Here is a 275-nt window from a genome sequence, read left to right as displayed (position 1 = left end):
CCTTCCAATCCACCTGCGCCTCTGCTCTCATCCCCGGAAACCATCGTCCGATCGTGTTGCGTAAATCGTCGTTCAGAACCTGCGCGCAGGCTTGAAGCAGCAGGTGCGCGCCGCGCTGGGTCCAGCGCATTTGCTGTTTCTTCACAAAGCGCTTGCTGACCACGTAGTTCACGGTGGATTCGACGAACGCCGTTGAGATCGTCTCGTCGTGCCGATAGCGGTCACCATAGTTCGGGATGAACGCCTGGTTGGCCACGATATAGCCGCGGAACTCG

General features: G+C 58.9%; 1 pseudogene. It reads right to left on the bottom strand.

The features are described 5' to 3' along the window. Window positions 1-275 (bottom strand): annotated as a pseudogene (locus tag SB771_RS34340) (ISKra4 family transposase); the annotation flags it as partial.

The organism is Burkholderia sp. SIMBA_051, assembly GCF_046534915.1.
GTDB classification, from domain to species: Bacteria; Pseudomonadota; Gammaproteobacteria; order Burkholderiales; family Burkholderiaceae; genus Burkholderia; species Burkholderia ambifaria.
The sequence above is the reverse complement of the archived record's forward strand: the minus strand, read 5'-3'. Positions and strand labels throughout refer to the sequence as shown.